The organism is Denitrobacterium detoxificans, assembly GCF_001643775.1.
Classification (GTDB): domain Bacteria; phylum Actinomycetota; class Coriobacteriia; order Coriobacteriales; family Eggerthellaceae; genus Denitrobacterium; species Denitrobacterium detoxificans.
Genome location: NZ_CP011402.1, coordinates 128779 through 150601 on the forward strand (window position 1 = coordinate 128779; position 21823 = coordinate 150601).

Here is a 21823-nt window from a genome sequence, read left to right on the forward strand (position 1 = left end):
GAAGCACATGGTTGTGTGCCCATATTGCGGAACAGGCTGCAAGTTCAACCTTCTCGTGGAAAACGAGAAGGTTGTCGGCGCTGAACCGCTAATGGGTCTCACAAACGAGGGCGAACTCTGCCTGAAGGGCTGGAGTGGCTATGACTTCATCAATGACACGAAGATCCTAACGCCACGCCTGCTCCACCCCATGATGCGTACGTCTCGCAGCAAGCCTTTCCAGCGCGTTAGTTGGGATACTGCGCTCGACTACGTGGCGGAGAAGCTTACCGCCATCAAGGAGAAGTATGGTCCCGACGCCATCATGACCACTGGGTCGTCGCGTGGCACGGGCAACGAATCCAACTTGGCGATGCAGCGTTTTGCTCGCGCATGCCTGGGTACCAACAACGTAGATAACTGCGCGCGAACTTGACATGGCCCCACAGTCGTCGGTCTGATTGACACAGTTGGAGCAGGTTCTATGAGTTGCGGCACTCCTGGCATGGAGGACGCTGGTTGTCTATTCTTGTTCGGCTATAACCCGAACACTTCGCATCCTCTGGTTGCGCGTCGTATCGTGCGCGCCAAGGAAAAGGGCGCGAAGATCATCGTCGCCGATCCTCGTTTCATCGAGACGGCGCGAATTGCCGATATTTACATGCCCATTAAAAACGGCTGCAATATCGCATTCCTTAACTCGTTCGCGTACGCAATCATCGAGCAGGGTCTGGTCGATGAGGAATTCGTGCGCGAGCACACGACAGGTTACGAGGACTTCGTGAAAGTAGTGCAGAAATACTCTCCCGAAGCCACGAAGGACATTACGGGTATCGACCCGGCTATGATGAGGGAGGCTGCACGCATGTATGCAACGGCAGAGCCTTCTTCTATTCTGTGCTGGGGCATGGGCGTTTGCCAAAGCGCTCAGAACGTCGAAGCGGTGCACATGTGCGCTGCCATCGCGTGCATTACCCATCAGATTGGCAAGCCGAATTCGGGTCTCGCGCCGGTGCGCGGGCAGAACAACGTGCAGGGTGCCTGCGACATGGGCGCGCTGCCGAACTTCTTCCCGGGCTACCAGAGCGTTACGGACCCTGCCATCAAGCAGAAATTCGCCGATGCCTGGCATATTCCCGTTGAACAGCTCTCCGATCACGTGGGATACAAGATCACGGATATCGGCCATTTGGTGGATGAGGGGAAAATCCACGGTTTCGTTTGTATGGGCGAAGACGGCCTGCAGACCGAGCCGGATGCGAAGAAGCTGAAGGAACAGCTCATGAAGCTGGACTTCAACGTCACTATCGACATCTTCATGACGCAGACGGCCGAAATCTCCGACGTAATCTTGCCGGCAACCAGCTGGGGCGAGCACGAAGGCGTATTCTCCGCCTGCGACCGCACGTTCCAGTACTTCAGCGCAGCGGTTCCCCCCAAGGGTGAATGCCGTCATGACTGGGATATCATCGCGGACCTCTCCACGCGTATGGGTCACCCCATGCACTACGAGAACACGAAGCAGATTTGGGACGAAGAATGCCGTGCCCTGTGGCCTGCCGCCTATGGCGCCACGTACGAAAAGATGGAAGGCTTGGGTTACGCGCAGTGGCCGTGCCCCACGCTCGACCATCCGGGCTCGCCGGACTTGTTCCTGGGCGGCAACTTCAGCATGCCCGATGGCAAAGCCAAGCTCATGGCATGCGATTACGAGGGCCCCACGGAAGTGCCCGATCGCGAGTACCCGTTGGTGCTCTGCACGGTGCGCGAAGTGGGCCACTACAGCTGCCGTTCCATGACGGGCAACTGCCGCGAGCTTACCGACCTGGCAGACGAGCCTGGTTACGCGCATATCAGCCCGAAGGAAGCTGAGTCTCGTGGTATCAAGCACAACGACCTTATCTGGGCATATTCTCGCCGTGGAAAGATCATCACTCGTGCATTCGTAGACGACCGCGTAAACGACGGTGCGGTTTACATGACGTACCAGTGGTGGATTGGCAAGTGCAACGATTTGGCCCTGCATCATGTGGACACGCGTTCGCATACGCCCGAGGACAAATACAGCGCTTGCCAGATCGAGCGAATCGATGACCAGGTATGGGCAGAGCAGCACTGCATGGAACTCTATATGGAGCTCAAGGAACGACTGGCAGTTGCGGCGGATGGTCAGTTCAGCGAGTTGGCCGATGAGCAGTTCGCGCGTAGTGAACAGGAAAGCGAATCGGCAGCGGTTCTTAATTAGTGATAGGAGGAGCGTCGCGCGGGGTCGCAAGACGAGGCCCCGCGCTTAGGGCGCGCCCGTGGAAGCGATACGCGGGTGCGGAGGAGAGAACGAGTTTCACACAAAGGGGTGAATTCATGAATCGCTTTATCGCAATCAATCCGAATCGATGCATTGCGTGCGGCACATGCCGTGCGGAGTGCGCCGAAGGGCATCGCAATGCCGGATTGCTTGACGAGCCGCGTTTGGCGCTCTACGAGAGCCGAGACGTGGTGGCATCAGTAACATGCCATCACTGCTCAGGCGCTCCTTGCGCTCGCGTGTGCCCGGTAGATGCAATCACGATTTGCGATGACGGCTGCGTGCGTGTAGACGAGCACGTTTGCATCGGCTGTAAGCTATGCGCAGTCACCTGCCCGTTCGGGGCTATCCACATGTTCGGTACGCCCATTGCGGGTGTTGCGGGTACGGAGTACAAGACTCCTACGTTCCCCGCATCCACCGACCCGATTCTCCAGTGGGAAATCGGCGTTTACTCCGCTGCGGTCAAATGCGACCTGTGCGAGTACGACCACGGCCATCCCCATTGCGTCGATGCATGCCTCACCAACGCCCTGCGTTTGGTGGAGTGCGATGACGACGCAACCGAAATCGAGGGTAAGCGCCTCGAGGCCATCAAGGGGAACATGGTCATTGTCGAAAACTTCGACCAACAGCAAGAACACGACAAGGAAGGGAGGTAGAGAGCCATGAATCTATTGATTGCTTCACTAGGCATCTCCACGGTGGGCGGCATCCTGTCGCTTCTCTGCGGAAAGAATGAAAGCGCGGGCAAGACGGTAGGTTGCGCTTTCGGCGCGATCGCTGCCATTGCCTCGCTGATCGCTGGTCTTGGAGCCATTACCGGTTCGGTGCAGACCTTCCAGATGGGTACCGTGTTCTTTGCGTTCACGCTTCGCCTGGACGCTCTGTCCGGCATCATGGTAACGGTCCTTTCCGTGCTTGCTCTGGCGGCGTGGATCTACGGTTTCTCGTATTTCGACGATTACCGTGGCAAGGGCATTTCGGCTATGGCGTTCTTCATGAACCTGTTCGTAGCGTCCATGAACTGCGTCTGCACTACCGATAGCGCCTTCTGGTTCCTGGTATTCTTCGAGCTCATGTCGCTCACCAGCTATTTCCTGGTTATTACCGAGCAGAACGACGTTTCCATCAAGGGCGGCTTCATGTATTTCGTGATGGCTCACGTGGGCTTCTTCATGATCATGATTTCGTTCCTTACCATGGCGGCTCTTACGGGCAGCTTCGAATTCGAGGCGTTCCGTTCCGCGCAGTTCTCGCCCGTCATCGCGAGCCTCTGCTTCACGCTTGCGTTCCTGGGCTTCGGTTTCAAGGCTGGTATGATTCCGTTCCATTCTTGGCTGCCCATGGCACATCCCGCGGCGCCCTCCAATGTGAGTGCGCTCATGTCCGGCGGCATGATCAAGATTGGTATCTTCGGTATCGTAAAGGTCGGCTTCGACCTGCTGGGTGCCTGCCAGATCGAACTGTGGTGGGGCATTATGGTGCTTCTGTTTGGTGCCATCTCCAGTGTGCTTGGCGTAGCCTACGCTCTGGGTGAGCACGACATTAAGCGCCTGCTGGCCTATCACTCGGTGGAAAACATTGGCATTATCCTTCTGGGTGTTGGCATTGCCCTTATCGGCGCTGCCACCGGTTCTGATGCGCTTACCGTTATCGGTCTGCTGGCTGGCCTGTTCCACCTCATCAACCACGCCATGTTCAAGGGCCTCCTGTTCCTGGGCGCTGGTTCGGTGCTGTACTCCACGGGTACGCGTAATATGGAAATCCTGGGCGGCCTGCGCAAGCTCATGCCTACCACGGCTGTGTGCTTCCTCATTGGCTCGCTGGCCATTTCCGCTATCCCGCCGCTGAACGGCTTTGTTTCCGAATGGTTCACCTACCAGGGTCTGTTCACCGCCGCAATGGCGGGCGACGGTCTGGTGAAGGTGATCTGCGCCTTTGGCGCGGTCATGCTGGCCATCACGGGTGCGCTTGCCGTTACCTGCTTCGTGAAGGCCTACGGCGTAACGTTCCTGGGCGCTGCCCGCAGCGATGTGGCCGCCAACGCCAAGGAAGTTCCCGCACCCATGCGCCTTGCCATGGTGCTGCTGGCTATCATCTGCGTCGTTCTGGGCGTGTGCGCTCCCTGGATCGTGCCTTCGCTCACCCAGGCTGCTGCTAGCATCGCCGATACCGCCATCGCGGGTACCGCAACCGGTGCGAACCTGGTCAATCCCGTTCTGGAGAGCGTCATCTCCACGCCCCTCGTTGCGATTCTGCTCCTCGGCGTCATCGTCGCCGTTTGGGCCGTGTTCCGCGCGAAGAGCACGGGTGGTGTTTCCAACGAGCCCGATCCCTGGGCTTGCGGTTACAACCCCACGTCCGATATGCCCCTGGTGGCCAACAGCGTTGGCGCTCAGGTAAAGCATTTCTGGGCTCCGTTCTATCGTCTGCGTGACAGCCTGTCCGCGCAGAGCCCCGCATGCGCTCGCATGTTCCAGGGTCTCTCGAAGTGGGCTTATCGCGTTCAGAACTGGGGCGATTTGGCATTGGTCGATCCTACGGCGCAGTTTGTCGAATGGCTTGCGCGCCAGTCGAGCAAGTTGGAAGCCGGCGATTTCCGCGTATACATCTGCTATATCGTGGTCGCGCTCGTTGCCTTCCTGATCCTCGGCGTCGTATTCATGTAAGGGGGTGCTTCACATGCTAGAACCGATTCAAATTGTTATCGCTCTCGTGCAGGGCATCCTCTTGGTACTGCTCGCTCCGCTGGTATCGGGCATCGCGCGCAAGTTCCGCGCCAAGATGCACACGCGTCGCGGACCAAGCGTATTCCAGGATTACTACGATATTGCGAAGCTGCTGAAACGTCAGGATGTGCACAGCAATCATTCCAGCAACATTTCGCGTATCCTGCCGCCGCTCTACATCGGCACCATGTTCGTGCTGGCAATGGGGCTCCCCATGGCTACGCGCGTCAGCCCCATCCCGGCGCTGGCCGACGCGATCCTGATCGTGTACCTGCTCGCGCTGCCGCGCTTCTTCTTTGGCCTGGCCGGCCTCGATTCCGGAAGCGCTTATGCTGGCACCGGTAGCGTTCGCGAGCTGCTCATCGGCACGCTCGTCGAGCCCTCCCTCATGCTGGCCCTGTTCGTAGCTGCCCTGGCCTGCGGCACCACCAACATCGCCGAAATGGGCGTTGCGGTAGGCGCGGGTTCCATCGCCAGCCCCATCGCCTTCGTCGTTGCGGGCGTCGCCTTCGCGGTCGACTGCTACATCGAAATGGGCAAGCTGCCCTACGACTTGGCAGAAGCCGAACAGGAACTTCAGGAAGGTCCTCTGGCTGAAATGAGCGGTCCTGCGCTCGCCATGATGCACATCGCCATGCCCATGAAGCAGGCGATCATGGCTACGCTGCTCATCGCCATCTTCCTGCCCTTCGGCAGCTCGGTTGACTTCAGCTTCGCCGGCGTGGCCCTGGGCACGGTGGTGTATGTCCTGAAGATGCTGGTCATCCTACTCATCACGATGGTCCTGGAAAACGTGGTCAGCCGCGTTCGCTGGAACATCACTGGTCGTCAGACGTGGTTCGTGGTCGCAGTTACCGTTTGCGCCTTCGCGTTCTGCGTGCTGGGTATTTAACGAAAGGGGGAATGAGACATGACATTGTTCGCAAGTGCATCCATTCTCGTGCCTTTCGTATGCGCGCTCCTCACGATTATTTCGCCGAGGCACGCCGATAAGGGTATCTGCATCACGGGTGCAACGCTGGCCTCTCTTGCCACTCTGGTGGTCGGCGCTCAGTTCGTTGGCGGTGGCATGGAGCCGGTTACGGTAACCTGGCTCTCGTTTGGCACGGTTCCCATCATGGGATTTGTGTTCGACAAGGTGAGCTGCCTGCTTGCTCCCACCTTCGTCATCATTGGCCTGCTGGTAACCATTTACTCTACGGCGTACATGGCTCCCACGAATCGTGAGCATCCCGACAAGCCCCGTAGGCGCTTCTATGCGTTCCTGATCATCTTCATTGCTGCCATGGCTGGTCTGGTATACAGCTCCACCATTATCGGTCAGCTGGTGTTCTTCGAAGTGACGGGCGCTTGCTCCTGGGCTCTCATTGGCTACTACGACACGGAAGTCGCTCGTGCCTCCGCCATGAAGGCTCTCATCGTCACGCACATTGGCTCCTTGGGCCTGTACCTGGCGACGGCGATTCTTTTCGCTCAGACGGGTTCGTTCGAACTGGCTGCCATCGGCACGCTGGCCAAAGGTCCCAAGACGTTCGTCATGCTGGCAATCCTGTTTGCCGCGTGGGGCAAGTCCGCGCAGGTTCCGTTCTACATGTGGCTGCCTTCCGCAATGAACGCTCCCACGCCCGTTTCCGCTTACCTGCATGGCGCGTCCATGGTTAAGGTTGGCGTATGCGTGTTCGCTCGTGCGCTCATCTGCGCTGGTACGGTATCCGAGGTCGTTGGTTGGGTCGTCGTTATCGGCGGCATCGTCACCTGCGTCTTCGCGTTCCTCATGTACCTGCCTCAGGACGACATGAAGCGCCTGCTGGCGTTCTCCACGATCAGCCAGCTCAGCTACATCTTCCTGGGCTTCGGCTTCTACATCTTCGGAAGCGGCATGGCCTTCGACGGCGCGGTTATGCATATCTTCAACCACGCTTGGGCTAAGACCCTGTTCTTCCTGCTCGCAGGTGCATTCAGCTGCACCATGGGCACCCGCATGCTGCCTCAGCTGCGCGGCGTTCTGAAGAAGCGCCCCATCCTGGGTATCGGCTTCGGCGTTGCCGCCCTGGCAATCGCTGGCTGCCCCCCGATGAATGCCTTCTTCAGCAAGTTCTACATCTTCAGCGGTGGCTTCTTTACCGCCGCGAACAATGGCCCGCTGCTCTTCATCGTGGTCATTGCCCTCATCGAAACCGTCGTTTGCTTCATGTGGTTCCTGAAGTGGATGGGTTCGGTAATGTTCGGCGAGCCCAGCGAGGTTGTTGAGAACTCGGCTCCTGTGCCCGCTGCCATGAAGGGCGTCTTCATCGTCCTCATCATCATGACGTTCTGCTCCGGCTTCTTCGCCGCAGCCTGGATTGGTTAGGAGGTGCCCTTAATGGAAACAGGATTTCTGATCGTCAACCTGCTAGGCTGCGTCCTGGTTATCACCTCCACGCTCGTGGTGCTCGCTCGCAAGTTGCGCGTAGCGGCCTACATGTACGCGTTGCAGTCGCTCGTTATCGTGGCCATGTTCGCCACGCTTGGCGCCACTACCGGTTCAAGCGAGCTCTTTATGTGGTCCGTGTCGGCGTTCGTCACAAAAGTGGTACTTGTTCCGGGCATTATGCTCTACACGATTAAGAAGATTGGCGAAGACGCCGATGTCGAGCTTCCCTCGAAGCTATCGCCGGTTGGTTGCGTACTGCTGGTCATTGCCGAAGTGGTTGTTTGCTACCTGGCGGTTATGGGCATTTCCCTGCCTACGGCGGCGGCTGTGCATCCCGCACTCGCCATTTCGCTGGCGCACTTCGCCATCGGCCTCACGTGCATCGTGTCTCAGCGCAACATCGTGAAGCAGGTCTTCGGCTACTGCCTGATGGAGAACGGCTCTCACGTAACGCTGGCCCTGCTGGCTCCCTGCGCTCCCGGTCTGGTGGAAACGGGTATCGCCACCGACGCCGTGTTCGCGGTAGTCATCATGGTGTTCATCGCCTGCAAGATTCACCGTGTGAACAAAACGCTCGATGCCCACGACCTTATGAACCTGAGGGGGTAGGTGATAACACATGGATCTTTCAACTATGCTTGTAGCGTTGTTGGCGTTGCCGCTTGCCGCCACGCTGCTTATGGCCGTGTTGCCTGCTCGCTCCGTTTCTCATACGGCGTATGAGCTCATACACACGCTGTCCATTGTTGGCGTGCTCATCCTTTCGATGATACTGGTGGTCAGCGAATTCACGAGTGGCGAGACCATCACGGCACTGGGCATGTGGTTTAGGCTCGACTCGCTGTCTAGCGTGTTCGTAACGCTCATTGGCGTTATCGGCGTACTCGTTGGCGTCTTCTCCGTTCCGTATATCCAGCACGATATCGAGGCGGGCAACATGCAGCCCCAGCAGGTAAAGAACTACTACGCGTTCTTCAGCCTGTTCGTCTTCACCATGCTGCTGGCCGCTACGTCCAACAACATCATCATGATGTGGATCTGCATCGAGGCTACTACGCTGGCTACGGTGTTCCTGGTTGGCTGCTACGAGACCAAGCTCGCTCTGGAAGCAGCGTGGAAGTACGTTATCGTGTGCACCGCTGGCGTTGCCTTCGGTCTGTACGGTACGCTGCTCATCTACGCGAACGCTGCAGCGGTCATGTCCGACAATACGCAGGCTGCCTTCTGGACGTCCATCGTTCCTATCGCCAGCCAGCTCGACCCCGTCGTGGTCACCATCGCCTTCACCTTCATCGTGGTGGGCTTTGGCACCAAGGCTGGCCTGTTCCCGATGCACACCTGGCTGCCCGACGCTCACTCCGAGGCTCCCAGCCCCGTGTCGGCTCTGCTCTCCGGCGTTCTGCTGAAGTGCGCGGTGCTCGTCATTATCCGCTTCTACGTTCTGGCCGTTGCGAGCATCGGAACCACGTATCCCCGCACGATTCTGCTCACGCTTGGCATTCTGTCGATCTGCGTTGCCGCCTTCGCTGTGTACACGCAGGACGACCTGAAGCGCAAGCTGGCGTATCACTCGTGCGAGAACATCGGCATCGTCGTTCTCTGCCTGGGCTTTGGTGGCCCTCTGGGCATCGCCGCGGCTCTGCTGCACAGCATCTTCCATGGCCTTACCAAGGCGCTGCTGTTCTGCGTATCCGGCAACATCCTCATGAAGTACGGTACGCGCGACCTGCGTAAGGTCACCGGCGTGATCAAGGTTGCTCCTATTACGGGCACGCTCATGGCCGTTGGCTTCTTTGCCCTGGCTGGCTTCCCGCCGTTCGCCATGTTCACCTCCGAGATCACGGCGTTCCTCGCGGGCATCCAGGCCGATTGCCTGGCCATCATCATCGCGCTTGCCATTGCGCTCACCATCGTGGTTTGCGCGTGCGCCCATGTTGTTGGCTGCTCGGTCCTGGGCAAGACGCCCGAAGGCATGGAAAAGAAGGATATGCCCTTCATGGCTCTCGTTCCCGAGGTTATCCTGGCCGCCTGCATCCTGTGGTTCGGCGTGGCTATGCCTCAGCCGCTTATGACGGGCATTAACAACGCCACTGGAATCGTCATGCAGGAAGATGTCGACGCCTTTGATACTGGCTCGCTGCTTTCGGGTGTGAGCGACCTTATCCAAGCCAATTAGTCCCGTGCACGACAAAGGAGATATATCGTGACATCAAGAAAGAAACAAGCGCTCCGCACGGGCGAATCCCACATTCAGGCGGTCCGCGAGAGGTATCCGGGCGTGGTGCTTTCGGAAAGCTGGTCGACTGATTATCAGCCGGTCATCACCGTTGCCCGCGACTCCGCTCCCGTGGTCATCGAGTACCTGTACTATCAGCGCGGTGGCTGGATGCCCGTCATGATTGGCAATGACGAGCGTTCCTTCAACAACTGCTTCGCTCTCTACTACATCCTCTCCATGGAGGAAGAAGATCGTTGCATGCTCACCGTGCGCGTGGAGGTACCTGCCGATACGTGTGAGTTCTACGCCGTGTCGCCCAAGGTTCCTGCTGCGGTGTGGAGTGAGCGCGAAGTTCAGGACATGTTCGGTCTGCATGCCATTGGCATCATCGACAACCGCAACCTGGTCCTGCCCGACGACTGGCCGATGGACATCCATCCGCTCCGCAAGGACGCCATGGATTATCGCTATCGCCCCGCGCCTACGAGGGACATCGAGAACTACGAGTTCCTGAAGGACACGGGCGATCACGAGACGACCACGATCCCCATGGGCCCCATGCATATCACCTCCGACGAGCCGGGCCATTTCCGCCTGTACGTCGAAGGCGAGGAGATCATTGACGCCGACTACCGCATGTTCTTCGTGCATCGCGGCATGGAAAAGTGCGCCGAGGCTCGCATGGACTACGATAACGTGTCGTTCCTGGCCGAGCGCATCTGCGGCATTTGCGGATACGCTCACTCGGTTGCCTATTCGGAAACGGTGGAACGCGCCCAGGGCATTGAGGTTCCGCTGCGCGCCCAGTACATCCGCGCCATCCTGCTGGAGACCGAGCGCCTGCACTCTCATCTGCTGAATCTGGGCCTCGTGTGCCACTACAGCGGCTTCGACACGGGCTTCCAGCACTTCTTCCGCATCCGCGAGAAGTCGATGGACCTGGCCGAGCTGCTCACCGGCGCCCGCAAGACGTATGGCTACAACCTCATCGGTGGCGTGCGTCGCGACATTCTGGCCGAGCAGAAGCTCGAGACGCTGCGCCTGATTGGCGAGCTGCGTGCCGACGCAAAGCGTTTGGTAGACGAACTGCTGAGCACGCCGAACTTCCTGAAGCGCGCTCAAGGCGTTGGCAAGCTCGATCCGAAGATCGCCCGCGACTACAGCCCCGTTGGTCCGTGCGTGCGTGGTAGTGGCTTTGCCCGCGACGTGCGTTGGGTGCATCCCTTCGACGGCTATGCTGCCATCGCCGCGAAGCACAAGCCCATCACCGCCGATACGTGCGACGTCTTCGGCCGTACCGTGGTTCGCGTGGGCGAGTTCCTCGACTCCATCGACATCATCGAGGAGCTGCTGTCCGCCGACCTGCCTTCCGGCATCGTGCTGAACGACAAGTTCAACATCGACCCGCACAAGTTCGCCCTTGGCTGGACGGAAGCTCCTCGTGGCGAGGACGTGCACTGGTCGATGATCGGCAATGATCAGAAGTGCTACCGTTGGCGCGCCAAGGCCAGCACGTACAGCAACTGGCCGGTCCTGCGTTACATGTTCCGCGGCAACACCATTTCCGACGCTGCTCTCATCGTTGGCTCCATCGACCCGTGCTATTCCTGCACGGAGCGCGTGAGCATCATCGACGTGAAGAAGGGCACGGAAAAGGTAGTTACGAAACAGCAACTGGAAACCTATGCTCGCACGCGCAAGCATAGCCCGCTCGCGGATTAGGAGGTGCGAAGATGTTTAAGACTATCAAGGAAATACTCCGCACCGGCGATGCGACCATTCAGTATCCCGCAGCGCCTCTCCATCAGTACGACCACTATCGCGGTAAGCCCGAGCACAACCTGAAGGATTGCATTGCATGTGGTGCGTGCGCAATTGCGTGCCCGCCGAATGCCATCCAGATGAAGCTCGACATGAACGCCGGAACCACCACGTGGTCCATCAACTTCGGCCGTTGCATCTTCTGCGGTCGATGCGAAGAGGTGTGCCCCACGAAGGCCATCGAGCTCACCAAGGAATTCGAGCTTGCGGTATTCGCAAAGGACGACCTGGAGCAGACGGCTACCTATGGCTTGCAGAAGTGCAGCGAGTGCGGTTCGTACTACGCTTCCGCCAAGGAAGTGGACTACGCTTCCCGCATCATCGCCCAGTCCGATGCGCAGGACGCCGAAACGCGCCAGGCCATGAAGACGATGGGGATGTGCCCCGCTTGCAGGCAGAAGGCCGATGCCTATCGCGCCAAGGAGCGCGTGGACGCTCAGGGCGACCCCACTCCCGAGCCTTCGGAGGAACAGCTCGCTGAAGCACGTCGCATTGCCGAGCAGAACCGCCTGAGGAAGATCAAAGAGCTTTATGGTGGAGGTGCCCGCTAATGATTATCGATCACAACGTTCCCGATCGTCTGCAGTACAAGCCCGATCCGGTTACGCTTGAGGAAAGCGTGCAGAAAGCCAAGCTGGCACTTCTGAACGACATTAAGCGATCCGTCTACATCTACCGTTGCGACCTGGGCGGTTGCAACGGTTGCGAAATCGAGATTTTCGCGACGATCACGCCTGTGTTCGACGCCGAGCGTTTCGGCATCAAGAACACCCCCAGTCCTCGACATGCTGACATCCTGGTGTATACCGGCGCCGTCACGCGCGCCATGCGCATGCCAGGATTGCGCGCCTACGAAGCAGCCCCTAACCCCAAACTTGTAGTTTCGTACGGCGCATGCGGTTGCACGGGCGGCATCTTCCACGACAATTATTGTGTGTGGGGAGGTACCGACAAGATTCTACCGGTCGACGTCTACATCCCTGGATGTCCGCCCACGCCCGCTCAGACCATCTACGGCTTCGCAATCGCCCTGGGCTTGCTTGGCCAGAAGCTGCATCACCTCGACGAGGTGGACGACGGCAGCCCGGCAACGCTTCGTTTCGAGGACATTCCGTACAAGGTGATGACGAAGATCGAGAAGGACGCACGTCTGTATTCGGGCTATCGTTACGGCAAAGACCTGTCCGACGCGTTCCTTTCCGCCATGGAAAAGGAAGGTGGCGTGTTCGCGAACGTGAACGCGCTCATTGAGGCCGAAATCGATCCGCGTAAGGTCGAGGTATATACGAAGCTTCGCAACGACCTTGCCGAAATGACCGTTTCCGGCGACCGCCGCGATGCGGCGCTCCGAGAGGGGCTCTCGCGTCTTGCGCCCAACGGGGAATCGCTTGACCCCGCTGCTCAGGCAATCCTTTCTGGTGTAGGGAGGCACTAGTATGGGCGTAGCTGCGTCTATGAGTGCAGCGGAAGCAATGAGCCGGCACCACGCGAGCGAGGAATCGCTCGTGGTGGGGCCGGCCCAGCGGCCGGCTGAAGACATGGTGGTGTTCTATCGCTTGGGTAGGAAGTTCGTCGACGACGAACGTTCCATCCCCAAAGAGGGCACGCGCGAGGAAGACATTGTGTACTACACGCTTGCCGTGGGACATCATACGGGCGTCATCGATTGCTTCGATGAGTGCCTGTCGTGCAGCGTAACGTGCTATCGTTCCATCTGCGAACTTATGCCGGAAGGTCATGCGCGCTACAAGATGGAGGGCATTCTCCGTTCCGGGGAAATTCAGATCCTCCACGAAAACGTGCCGGAGCTGTTTGCGGCCGCGGAAGCGGCGCAGGAGGCTGCTTCCGATGCGGCGCAGCGTGTTTGGCTCGATGGGTTCAAGTCCGTGTTGAAGGCAATGGCTGGCAATAAGGCCATTTACATGATGGGAAGGGAACGACGCTCGTGAGTGAACAGATGGTTCTCACAGTAGGTGCGGTGCTTCGCGGTGATGATGCCGTCGGGCCGCATCTGGCAAAGCTTTTGGAAAACGAACCTGCCCCCAACTGGGAGGTTCTTGATGGTGGCCAGATGCCCGAGGACTTTGTCTCCGTGGTGCGCAGGGAGCATCCACGCGTTTTGGTAGTGGTGGATGCCGCTTCCATGGAATTGGAACCGGGCGCCCTTCGTAGGCTTTCTGCCGAAGATGTTGCTACCGATTACATGATGACCACTCACTCGCTTCCCATTTCGTTTATGCTAAGCGAGCTTGAATCGTGCTGTGATGAATTGATTTTCCTAGGTATTCAGCCAGCCCAAATGGAGTTTATGGGGGCGCTAACCCCCGCCGTTCGCGAGACTGCCGAAGAATTGCACACTCGATTCGTGCAAGGCTATGACTTTTCGGCTGTGCCCGCGCTAGCGGTTGATTAAAGGTCAATCGTTTGCGGGTAGCTGCTGGGAGGGTAGTTACCCGCGAGTCTCTTTTTAGGAGGAGATATGGAACAGATTACGAAGGAAGACATTGCCGCTGTCGCGCCTGATTGTCGCGCCGCCGCTTCCCTGGAAGCCAAGGCCGAGGCCGTAGGCGTTGGCAAGGCGAACATGGACGTGCCCCGCATGTTCACGCTGGCTATCATGGCTGGTATCCAGATTGGCATGGGTGCTCTGTTCATGACGTACGTCAAAGCCGATCAGACGCTTTCGTTTGCCGCGGCTAACGTGCTCGGTGGCCTCTGCTTCTCGTTGGGCCTCATCTGCGTTATCGTTGCCGGTTCCGAGCTCTTCACGGGCAACTGCCTCATGGTTATGGCTGCGAACAGCAAGAAGGCTGCGTGGTCTGCCGTTCTGAAGAACTGGGTCGTTGTCTGGTTGGGCAACCTGGTTGGTTCGCTCATCCTGGTTGGCATCATCGTTGGCTGCGGCCTGATGGGCACCAAGGCTGGCGACAATACGATCGGCGCTCAGATGGTCGCTGTGGCTGCTGGCAAGATCAACCTTGCTCCTACGCAGATTCTTTTCCGTGGCATCATGTGCAACCTGCTCGTGTGCCTGGCTGTGTGGATGGGCTTTGCTGGTCGTAGCGTCATCGACAAGATCTTCACCGCCGTGTTCCCCGTCATGGCCTTTGTTGCCATGGGCTTTGAGCACTGCGTTGCCAACATGTTCTTCCTGCCCATGGGCGTTGTTGCCTCGAGCATGGGCTATGGCACTCAGGCTCTTACGTGGGCTGGTGCCTTCTACAACATCGGCCTTGCCACCATTGGTAACACCATCGGTGGCGCGGTGTTCGTTGGCCTGATCTACTGGATCGCCTACCACAAGAAGCAGAAGGCTGCTCAGGCTGCTCCGCAGGCTAAGCGCGCTACCGTGAAGTAGTTCACGCGCACATACCGCTGCTGAAGAGGCCGTCGACGTTATGTCGGCGGCCTCCTGCTTTGGTGCTGGTTGTTTACGTTCGCAAGGTGCGTGGAGCTGTGCAGCCCCTATGCATGAGGGGCTTTGCTTGCGGTGTTTGCGCGCGGGGCGGCTAGCCCGTCCAGGGGGCGTTCCCTCGGGACGCGGTCCGCGGGGAACCTGCTTGGCGCCCTTACAGAACGAGCGTGCGCTTCATGAGGGGCTTGTCGAAGGACATGATCTTTTCCCCATGGAGGGCGTTGCGCGCCACGAGGAGGCAGTCCACGAAGTCGAGCATGCTCGAGCCGAAGAGGCGCGAGGCGTAGCGTGCCACGTCTTCGTCGACCACGTAGATGTCGTCCATAAGCTCGATGAGCGTGTAGCCAATCTGGCTGCGAGGTACACGGTACACGTCACGCAGGGATACGGCTACGCGAGCTAGGATTTCTGGGTAGGTATACGCTTCGCCCGTGGCGATTGCCTTGGCTGCTTCGCGCGAATGGCCCTTCTGGTCGTTCAGAAGGTAGCGAAGGATTACGGTCTCATCGATTAAAAGCTTCATACTTATCACTCAGCGATCTGATCCAGGCTTCACGTTCTGCTTCGCGCATTTCCTGATGCGCATACGCTTCTAGGCGTCCCTGTGCGTGCAGGCCACCCTTTCCCTGCGACGAGGTGGGGTGGAAGGGGAGCCCGTTTACCTTGATGCTCTGCTTTACGAAAATGCGCACCGCCTCGGAAAGGCTTGTGCCTTGGTCTGCGAAAATGCGTTCTGCCGCTTCCTTGTCTTCGGCGTTGATGCGCACATGCAGGATGGCATCTTTGCTCATGAGGAAACCCTCGCTAACATGCATTCGTAACGGATGTGATACATGAGTATAGCAGTGAATCAGAGGGCTGGTTGGTCATTCTGGCCGCTGTATGCAAATCGTCCCGCACCAGGCTTGGCTGCTGGAGCGGGACGAGGTTCGTATGCCTGAACCACGTGCATGCACGGCGGGGTGGCCGTGCATGCAAGAGGGGCTGGTTAGAACTGCTGCGGTGCGGCTGGCTGCTCTTCGAGCTGCTTGCGCGTCTGCATGACGCCCACCAGGTAGAGCACGGGGAGCACCAGGCCAACGAGGCCGGAGGCGATGGTGTTGGCGCCATTTGCAACGCCGAAAATCAGGCTGATCGCAGCGCAGATGACGCCGATGATGCCCAGGACGAATGCGGCCGTGTACTTGCCGTTTTCACCCGAGGCCTTTACTCCCACGATGCCGATGATGAGGTCGACGATGCCCGAGAAGAGCATGAGCCCACCCAGCATGCCTACGATGATGCCGCTGCCGATGGCCGCTTCTGCTCCCGTGTAGGTAGTGCCGTTGATATCGAGGGTTCCGGTGGTGGTAGCGCCGGAGGTGGCTGCGATGCCGCCGCCCGCCAGGAACAGAATTCCGGCGATGATGGCTAGGCCTGCGAACACAATCATGATGATGGATACGACTTTCAGGAGCGTGCTACCTTGTTTCATGGCTTTCTCCTTGCGTTGTGCGCATTGCTGCGCGCCGATTGTGAGAAGCGGATTACCCCTTTTCGCACGGCTGTGCGAACCCGCATTTCGTGCCCGTTTTGCCGAATGAACAGGCCAAGCGCAAAGAAGAGCACAAATTGTATTGTACATCAAATCTCCATGACTGGACAGGGGGAAAGACTCGTTGCCCAGGGGGAACGAAAAGAAGCTCCTTGCTGCTGCATTTCTACATTTTTATTTGCTAGCATGGCGCGGAGGAATCGCGCTATGCGCGAGGGGAGAGTTTTGAGGAGGACGGTCATGGGTCGACCGAAGAAGCAAGTTGAGGCCCCCAAGGAGGAAGCACCTATAGTTCCCAGACGTGATGCCAAAGCTATAGCGGCCATAACCATTCTGGTTGTCGCCGCTATAGCTTTGGCATGCTATGAGCTTTCAACGGGTCAAATGTATGTCAAGGTAGATACGCAGGACGATGTGGGTAATGCCAGCGTCATGGCGGTGGTGTACCAGGGCGATGTTTCGAGCAAGCTGGAAAAGGGAGATCTGGCTTCGTGCGGGCAAGCGCTTGCGGCTGTGGGCGTAGAGCCAGGGCAGGAAGTGTTCGTCGAGGGACGCTGGTTCGGCACCTACACCGTTGCGGTCCTCGATATGGATGGCAAAATCGACCCGCGTGGTACGTGCGTCGTTACCACCGTGGGTCGTGGCGAGACGCATGTGAGCATTATGCTTTCGGCGCGTTCGTAATAATCCCATACCGTTCACCTGGGCGAACGCGTTCAGGTGTTGATATTGGATGTCGCGAAGGTCACAGCGTCTCCACTTTCCATGTGGGCTGCATTCGGCTGCGCTATACTACTGGAATTTGATACGCATATTCCGACTGCCCGTGCGGGCGGTCTTTAGTTGTACTGATTATTCCGAAAGGAAGCATATGCTTAACGGCGACATGGAGAAGGTGTACCCCTCCGCCAAGACTCTGGTGAAGGAACAGGTGGCGAGCCGCCTTCACGCGAAGGATGCCACGCTCTACAGCTTTTCCGAAGAAGCGCAGGAATGCGCCCAGAACTTCATGGGCTGGGCCGACTTGGCCAGCAACCCTCCGTATCCCATCGAGGACATCAAGCAGTTCGCTCAGCGCGTGCATGAGAGCGGCATCGAAGCCGTGGTGCTTCTGGGCGAGGGTGGCTCCACTCAGGCTCCCATGACCATTACGAAGTACAACAGCATCGATTCGAATCGCATTAAGTTCCGCACGCTCGACTCCGATTCTCCGGTGCGCGTGCGTGCCATCCTGGCCGAGCTGAATCCGCACACCACGCTGTTCATGATCTCGTCGAAAAGCGGCACCACCATCGAGCCGAACTCGGGTCTGGTGGCCGTGCGCAAGGCGCTGTGCGAGTCCATGTCCGAAGAGGACGTGGTGAAGCACCTGGTGGCCATTACCGACCCGGGCAGCGAACTGCAGAAGATGGCAGAGCGCGAAGGCTGGCTGAAGGTGTTCACCGGCGAGCCCACCGTGGGTGGCCGCTATAGCGCTCTTTCCGTATTCGGCCTGGTACCTGCCGCGCTGGTAGGCATCGATCTCGACGATTACATCGCGCACGCCATCGAGGCAGAGCGCGCATGCAGCGAGGACTCGGTGGACAACCCCGCCATCAAGCTCGCCGCGTTCCTGTACGATAACTACGTTGCGGGCCGCGACAAGTTCAGCTTCCTTACGCCCAAGCGCGGCCGCGTTCTGGGTCTGTGGATTGAGCAGCTGGTGGCCGAAAGCCTGGGCAAGGAAGGCCATGGCATTCTGCCCAACATCGAGTGCGATGCCCTTACGCTTTCGAAGGACCAGGGCGACCGTACGGTCGTGGTGTACCAGACGAAGACCGACCTGTGGGACGAGCGCAAGAATTTCGAGATGAGTTTGGCCTACATCGACCAGGCCATTCCGCGCCTGAACTTCCGCATCGACAATGTGTGCGAGCTCTCGCAAGACTTCATCGTGTGGGAATACGCCATTGCCATGTGCGGTTACCTCATGAAGGTGTGCCCGTTCGACCAGCCCGACGTGGCATCGGCCAAGGCCGCCACGCTGGAAATCCTCAGCGGTGGCCACACCGAGCCCGATTTCGTGCAGAACGAACTGGGCTGCACGCCTTTGGGCGAGATCGAGGTGCGCCTCAGCTCTGCCATGAAGGAAGCGAAGACGGTCGAGAAGGCTCTGAAGAACCTCATGCGCAGCATCGAGCCCGGCGATTATTTTGCCCTCAACGCCTTCGTGCCCTTCACGGGCGAGGGTCGTCGCGAGGCGCTCGAGCTCATTCGCCACACGTTCGCCAAGGAATTCCAGATGGCGTCCTGCCTGGAAATCGGCCCGCGCTATCTGCACTCCACCGGTCAGCTGCAGAAGGGCGGCAAGAACAACGGCGTGTTCCTGATCATCTCGGCCGACGAGTTGAAGGACATCCCGCTGGAAGACTGCAAGGCCCCCTCGCTGGGCGCCCTGGCCAAGGGTCAGGCCGAAGGCGACCTGAAGGTGCTTTCCGAGCGTGGCCGTCGCTGCGTGTACCTGCATCTTCCCGATAACTCCGGCGTAACCCTGCGTATGCTGGGCGAAACCGTGGCCAAGGTAGCACGTTCTCTGAAGTAATCGTTTCGCCGCCACCGGCGCACGTGCGTGCCTCCCCATGGCGGCGATTTCTGCCATGAAAGGCACACCATGCACGAAGCGCTTGATATTCACGTTATAGGTATTGTGCAAGGGGTGGGTTTCCGCCCCTTTGTCTATCGCATTGCCAGCACGCATAACATCTGCGGCTGGGTGCTGAATGCCACCGACGGCGTTCATATCCATGCGGAGGCGTCGTCGGACGACCTGGACGCCTTCGTGATGGAGATTTCCGAAAACGCCCCGGCTGCCGCGCGTGTCGAGCGCATCAAGATGGACGAGGTGCCCGTGGAGGGCTTCGGCGATTTTCAAATTCGCTTTTCCGACGATGTGGATTCCAACGCCACGACGCTCGTTTCCCCCGACCTTGCCACCTGCGACGATTGCCTTGCCGAGTTGTTCGATCCAGCCAATCGCCGGTACCATTACCCGTTCATCAATTGCACGAACTGCGGTCCGCGCTTCACGATCATGCGCGCGTTGCCTTACGACCGCCCGCAGACGTCCATGAGCGAATTCCCCATGTGCCCCGATTGCGCGCACGAATATGCCGACCCGGCCGACCGCCGCTTCCATGCGCAGCCCGACGCCTGCTTCGACTGCGGTCCGCGCCTGTGCTTCGTCGACCTTACGCAGCAGGGTGAGGCGAAGAGCCAGCTGCTGGGCACCCATGCGTTCCAGAAAGGGCGGCTGGGCGACGGCGAGGCCCTGTGGGCCACCAACGTGGGCGAGAGCGATGCGCTTATCGACGCAGTGGTGTCGCTGCTGAAGGCGGGCTCCATCGTGGCCGTAAAGGGCTTGGGTGGGTTCCATCTGGTGTGCGACGCATCCAATCCTGTTGCTCTGGCCAATCTGCGCAAGCGCAAGCGCCGCGAGGGCAAGGCGTTTGCGTGCATGGTGGCCAGCGTCGAAGACGCTCGTGCGTTTTGCCTGGTCTCCGAAGAGGAAGAGCGCCTGCTCGCGTCTCCTGCGCGCCCCATCGTGCTGCTGAAGAAGAAGCCCTCCGTGCAGCTTGCCGCGGGGTTGGCCGATGGCCTTACCGAGTTGGGGCTTATGCTGCCCGCAACGCCGCTTCAGCACCTGATCGTGCGTGCGTTTGGCGGCATGTTGGTTATGACGTCGGGCAATGTGCACGATGAGCCCATCCAGACCGATGATGCCCAGGCGGTTTCCGCGCTTGCCGGCATTGCCGACGCCCTGCTGGGCAACAATCGCGCCATCCTTTCGCGCTACGACGATTCCGTGCTTCGCGTGCTGAGCGTGGGCGAGGGCCAGACGGCGGTGCAGTTCATCCGTCGCGCCCGCGGATTCGCGCCGCTGCCCATCGCGCTCCCCGCACGCCCCGAAGGCGATACGGGCCAGGATGCATGCTTGTTTGCAACGGGTCCCGAGCAGAAGAACACGTTCTGCTATACGCGTCCGGGCGAGGCGTTCGTGTCCCAGCACATTGGCGACATGGAAAACGTGGCCACCAACGACGCATGGCTCGAGGCCAAGGGGGCGTACGCATCGCTTCTACGGCTGGATCCCGTGGCGGTGGCCTGCGATAAGCATCCCGAATACCTCACCTCGAAGTGGGCATCGGGCCAGGATCTGCCCGTGACGGCCGTTCAGCATCATCATGCGCATATCGTTTCCGCCATGGCTGAAAATGGTCTGGAGGGGCCGGTGTGCGGTATTGCCTTCGATGGCACTGGCTATGGCGAAGATGGCGCTATCTGGGGCGGCGAGGTTCTCATGGCGAATCTTGCCACGTTCGAGCGACTGGCGAACTTCGCCTATATTCCGCTTCCCGGTGGCGCAGCGGCCATCAAGCATCCAATGCGTTGCGCTTATGGCGCGCTGTGGGCCTTTGACCTGCTGGAACATCCTGCTGCGAAGGCCTTGCTCGATGTCATGGGCGACGAGGCCGACATCTGCGAACAGATGATCGAGCGCGGCCTGAACACGCCCTATACGTCGTCGGTCGGCCGCCTGTTTGACGCCGCCAGCGCCTTGCTGGGCGTATGCACCCAGCCTACGTACGAGGGCGAAGGCGCCGTGCTGCTCGAGGCGGCAATCGATCATGACGTTCAGGCGGACGCCGAGGCAGCTGCGGCGTATCGCGTGGAGGTCGTGAAGAATACGGCCACGGAGAACAGCACCGCACTCGATACCTCGGTCGTGTTGTTCGACGCGGCGCCGCTCTTCAAGGCTATGCTCGACGATATGGCCGCGGGCGTTTCCGTGGGCGTCATCGCGCGTCGTTTCCACGATGCGATGGTCGAGGTCATTGTCATGTCCGCTCAGCTTGCGGAGGCCGCGTATGGCGTGCGTACCGTGGTGCTTTCGGGCGGCGTGTTCATGAATCGATACCTTATGGAACATGCGGTTCCTGCGCTTGGAGCGCTTGGCTATACCGCTGCGATGAATAAAGACCTACCTCCCAACGATGCTTGCATTTCATACGGGCAGGCTGTGGTAGCATTGCGGACGATAGACACGCTCCCTGCGGGGGAGTAACGAAGGGTGCCGCGCCGCAAGCCGGCGTTGGCTGAAAAGGAGATGCGGTATGTGCTTGGCAATTCCCGCTCAAATTACCGAAGTTAAAGATGGCAACATGGTGGAAGTCACGGTCATGGGCGCCACGCGTGAGGTTTCTATCGACCTGACGCCCCAGGCCACGTTGGGCGACTTCGTCCTCGTCCATGCGGGGTTCGCCATCGAGGTTGTCGACCCCCAGTTCGCCGAGGACACGCTTGAGTTGGTGCGCCAGTTCCCCGACATGGTGGAAGAGGAAATCGGCATCACTGAGCAGGCGATGTAGC

20 protein-coding genes and 1 pseudogene are annotated in these 21823 nt (G+C 59.1%); 18 read left to right on the top strand and 3 right to left on the bottom strand.

What is annotated here, in order from left to right:
- Positions 1 to 7: 7 nt before the first annotated feature.
- The 14 genes and pseudogenes from AAY81_RS10855 to AAY81_RS00385 all read left to right on the top strand — a co-directional run.
- Positions 8 to 145 (top strand): annotated as a pseudogene (locus tag AAY81_RS10855) (hypothetical protein); the annotation flags it as partial.
- 33 nt (positions 146 to 178) lie between these two features.
- Positions 179 to 2224, top strand: a complete 2046-nt coding sequence (gene fdhF, locus AAY81_RS10755) for a formate dehydrogenase subunit alpha (RefSeq protein WP_476728646.1) — start codon at positions 179 to 181, stop codon at positions 2222 to 2224.
- A gap of 116 nt (positions 2225 to 2340) precedes the next feature.
- Positions 2341 to 2946 carry a 4Fe-4S binding protein gene (locus AAY81_RS00330; protein ID WP_066659966.1) on the top strand — a complete coding sequence of 202 codons (606 nt, stop codon included), beginning with the start codon at positions 2341 to 2343 and terminating at the stop codon, positions 2944 to 2946.
- A 6-nt stretch (positions 2947 to 2952) separates the two neighbouring features.
- Positions 2953 to 4956 carry a hydrogenase 4 subunit B gene (hyfB, locus tag AAY81_RS00335; protein WP_066659973.1) on the top strand — a complete coding sequence of 668 codons (2004 nt, stop codon included), beginning with the start codon at positions 2953 to 2955 and terminating at the stop codon, positions 4954 to 4956.
- Between the two features lie 13 nt (positions 4957 to 4969).
- Positions 4970 to 5908 (top strand): respiratory chain complex I subunit 1 family protein, encoded by a 939-nt coding sequence (locus AAY81_RS00340; protein ID WP_240480597.1) that lies wholly within the window; start codon positions 4970 to 4972, stop codon positions 5906 to 5908.
- A gap of 18 nt (positions 5909 to 5926) precedes the next feature.
- On the top strand, positions 5927 to 7366 hold the full coding sequence (locus tag AAY81_RS00345) for a hydrogenase 4 subunit D (RefSeq protein ID WP_066659975.1): 1440 nt from the start codon (positions 5927 to 5929) through the stop codon (positions 7364 to 7366).
- A gap of 12 nt (positions 7367 to 7378) precedes the next feature.
- Positions 7379 to 8038: a hydrogenase 4 membrane subunit gene (hyfE, locus tag AAY81_RS00350; protein ID WP_066659979.1), complete on the top strand. Its 660-nt coding sequence runs from the start codon at positions 7379 to 7381 to the stop codon at positions 8036 to 8038.
- A gap of 10 nt (positions 8039 to 8048) precedes the next feature.
- Positions 8049 to 9605 (top strand): hydrogenase 4 subunit F, encoded by a 1557-nt coding sequence (locus tag AAY81_RS00355; RefSeq protein WP_066659982.1) that lies wholly within the window; start codon positions 8049 to 8051, stop codon positions 9603 to 9605.
- A gap of 27 nt (positions 9606 to 9632) precedes the next feature.
- Complete coding sequence (locus tag AAY81_RS00360) at positions 9633 to 11369, top strand: hydrogenase large subunit (protein WP_082867757.1); 1737 nt, start codon at positions 9633 to 9635, stop codon at positions 11367 to 11369.
- A gap of 11 nt (positions 11370 to 11380) precedes the next feature.
- Positions 11381 to 12019, top strand: coding sequence for a formate hydrogenlyase complex iron-sulfur subunit (locus AAY81_RS00365; RefSeq protein ID WP_066659987.1), 639 nt, complete (start codon positions 11381 to 11383; stop codon positions 12017 to 12019).
- A complete protein-coding gene (locus tag AAY81_RS00370) occupies positions 12019 to 12903 on the top strand; it encodes an NADH-quinone oxidoreductase subunit B family protein (protein WP_082867758.1) in 885 nt (294 codons plus the stop codon). The genes AAY81_RS00365 and AAY81_RS00370 overlap by 1 nt, the downstream gene beginning before the upstream one ends.
- Positions 12904 to 12940: 37 nt before the next feature.
- Positions 12941 to 13417, top strand: a complete 477-nt coding sequence (locus AAY81_RS00375; protein ID WP_169815765.1) for a formate hydrogenlyase maturation HycH family protein — start codon at positions 12941 to 12943, stop codon at positions 13415 to 13417.
- A complete protein-coding gene (gene hycI / locus AAY81_RS00380) occupies positions 13414 to 13881 on the top strand; it encodes a hydrogenase maturation peptidase HycI (RefSeq protein ID WP_240480598.1) in 468 nt (155 codons plus the stop codon). Before AAY81_RS00375 ends, hycI begins: the two co-directional genes overlap by 4 nt.
- 66 nt (positions 13882 to 13947) lie before the next feature.
- Positions 13948 to 14826, top strand: coding sequence for a formate/nitrite transporter family protein (locus tag AAY81_RS00385; protein ID WP_066659990.1), 879 nt, complete (start codon positions 13948 to 13950; stop codon positions 14824 to 14826).
- 211 nt (positions 14827 to 15037) lie between these two features.
- On the opposite strand, the gene AAY81_RS00390 is transcribed toward AAY81_RS00385, so the two are convergent.
- From AAY81_RS00390 to AAY81_RS00400, 3 genes are all read right to left on the bottom strand, one after another.
- Complete coding sequence (locus AAY81_RS00390; RefSeq protein WP_066659992.1) at positions 15038 to 15406, bottom strand: PIN domain-containing protein; 369 nt, start codon at positions 15404 to 15406, stop codon at positions 15038 to 15040.
- Positions 15387 to 15674, bottom strand: coding sequence for a type II toxin-antitoxin system RelB/DinJ family antitoxin (locus AAY81_RS00395; protein ID WP_066659995.1), 288 nt, complete (start codon positions 15672 to 15674; stop codon positions 15387 to 15389). The genes AAY81_RS00390 and AAY81_RS00395 overlap by 20 nt, the downstream gene beginning before the upstream one ends.
- A 197-nt stretch (positions 15675 to 15871) precedes the next feature.
- A complete protein-coding gene (locus AAY81_RS00400; protein ID WP_066659998.1) occupies positions 15872 to 16357 on the bottom strand; it encodes a hypothetical protein in 486 nt (161 codons plus the stop codon).
- A gap of 444 nt (positions 16358 to 16801) precedes the next feature.
- Here AAY81_RS00400 and AAY81_RS00405 point away from each other — a divergent pair, with 444 nt between their 5' ends.
- The 4 genes from AAY81_RS00405 to AAY81_RS00420 all read left to right on the top strand — a co-directional run bounded on the left by AAY81_RS00405 (position 16802) and on the right by AAY81_RS00420 (position 21822).
- Positions 16802 to 17101 carry a hypothetical protein gene (locus AAY81_RS00405; protein WP_066660002.1) on the top strand — a complete coding sequence of 100 codons (300 nt, stop codon included), beginning with the start codon at positions 16802 to 16804 and terminating at the stop codon, positions 17099 to 17101.
- Positions 17102 to 17288: 187 nt separating this feature from the next.
- Positions 17289 to 18998, top strand: coding sequence for a glucose-6-phosphate isomerase (locus AAY81_RS00410; RefSeq protein ID WP_066660004.1), 1710 nt, complete (start codon positions 17289 to 17291; stop codon positions 18996 to 18998).
- A gap of 69 nt (positions 18999 to 19067) precedes the next feature.
- Positions 19068 to 21518, top strand: coding sequence for a carbamoyltransferase HypF (hypF, locus tag AAY81_RS00415; RefSeq protein WP_066660006.1), 2451 nt, complete (start codon positions 19068 to 19070; stop codon positions 21516 to 21518).
- A 49-nt stretch (positions 21519 to 21567) separates the two neighbouring features.
- Complete coding sequence (locus tag AAY81_RS00420; RefSeq protein WP_066660009.1) at positions 21568 to 21822, top strand: HypC/HybG/HupF family hydrogenase formation chaperone; 255 nt, start codon at positions 21568 to 21570, stop codon at positions 21820 to 21822.
- Position 21823 lies beyond the last annotated feature (1 nt).